Below are 1,693 nucleotides of genomic sequence, written 5' to 3'. Positions count from 1 at the left end.
CCCGTGGCCGAGACATAAACCACGCGTGCATTTGGCAGTTTGTGTTGCAGGCGCAGGCCCGCCCTGCCCTGCAGCGAGGCTTCGGTGTCGCCGCGCTCCCCCTTGCTGCCTGCGGCATTCGCCATGGCGTGGCTTTCGTCAAACAGGATCACCCCGTCGAAATCCGCGCCCAGCCAATCGACAATCTGATCAACGCGGGATTTCTTGGCCCCGCGCTCCTCGGATCGCAGCGTTGCATAGGTGGTGAACAGAATGCCCTCGGTGAGCGGGATGTCGCGGCCTTGCGCAAAGCGCGCCAGCGGCGTCACCAGAAGCCGCTCTTGCCCCAAGGCCCACCAGTCACGCTGCGCGTCTTCCAAAAGCTTGTCGCTTTTCGATATCCAGAGCGCCTTGCGCCGTCCTCGAGCCCAGTTGTCGAGCACGATCCCGGCCGACTGCCTACCCTTGCCCGCGCCGGTGCCATCGCCAAGGAAAAACCCGCGACGAAAGCGAACGGCGTCAGCGACATCGTCCGGCGCGGCGGAGACTATGTCGCCGGTTTCATCCACGCTCCACGCGCCCGCGAGATACGCGCCATGCGCCTCGCCCGCGTAGATCACGGTTTCAAGCTGGGCATCCGAAAGCAGCCCGTCGCGCAGGACCGCAGCGGGCAGCTTGGGCCGATAGCTCGGTTTCGGCGGCGACACCGATGCCATCGCTGCCGATTGCACGAGCTTGGTCGGATGCAGGGCCGCGCCTGGGATGTCGAACGCCTGCAGGCGAAAAGTTTCATAGATCGCGTCTGAAAGGCGCGCCGTGACCTCGTCCTCGTTGCCGTCCTGCAGGGTGTAAGCAAGGTCTTCGGCTTGGGACGACAGCTGAAACTCGGACAGCGAGGCCGTCACCGGCCCGCGCGGTTTGCTGTCGGTGGCACTGGTTGCGCGCGACGGATTTGCCGGGACGCGGGACCGAGCGCTCTGCCCTGCGGGTGCGCCCGGCTCCAAGGGGAGACGCGGCGGCACCTCGGTAGCGATCCGTGCCATCAAACTTGCGACATCAGCAGCCATGGACTGGCCGAGATTGGCGGTTATTCCACCCAACTCGCCACCTCGGCATTTGTCGAAGACAGAAATGCGGGTTTCAAAACTTGTGCCATGCTTTGTGAAAGCCCCGCCCGCCACCGCGCCAGTGAACACCAAGTGCGCGGTCTCGGTCAGCCGCATGAAGGTTTCAGCCCATGCGGACGCGTCGGGCGCGAAACCCGCACCGGAGATGGCGACTAGCCGCCCACCGGGGGCCAGTCGGGCAAGCGCCGAGCGCAGATGCCGCGCCGTCGCCTCGGTCGTCCGGCCATCGACATTTGCCACAGCCGAAAACGGCGGGTTCATCAGGATGACGCTGGGGCGAAAGGCCGCGTCCAGATGATCGTCGATCTGTGCGGCGTCAAACTGCGTGACGGGTCGCCCCGGAAAGAGAACGCGCAGAATATCTGCGCGGGTGTCGGCAAGCTCGTTCAGCGCGAGGCTGCCGCCTGCAATCTCGGCCAGGATCGCCAGAAGCCCGGTCCCGGCCGAAGGCTCAAGGACCAGGTCGCGCGGCCTGATTTGTGCGGCGGTCAGGGCCGCGAGCCCCATCGGCAGCGGCGTCGAGAATTGCTGGAGCCGCTCCATCTCCTCCGAGCGCCGGGTGTGGGTCGGCAACAGGCCCGCCACCT

Annotated in this window: 1 protein-coding gene; it reads right to left on the bottom strand. The window is 65.9% G+C overall.

Annotation, left to right across the window (positions count from 1 at the left end; translation table 11 throughout):
• Positions 1–1,679 (bottom strand): strawberry notch-like NTP hydrolase domain-containing protein (locus tag QZY07_RS19055; protein ID WP_295406081.1); only part of this gene is annotated, 1,679 nt, incomplete at its 3' end.
• Positions 1,680–1,693: the final 14 nt, after the last annotated feature.

The organism is uncultured Thiocystis sp. (assembly GCF_903866365.1).
Classification (GTDB): domain Bacteria; phylum Pseudomonadota; class Gammaproteobacteria; order Chromatiales; family Chromatiaceae; genus Chromatium.
Note: the sequence above shows the minus strand (reverse complement) of the source record. Positions and strands in the feature narration are given on the sequence as shown.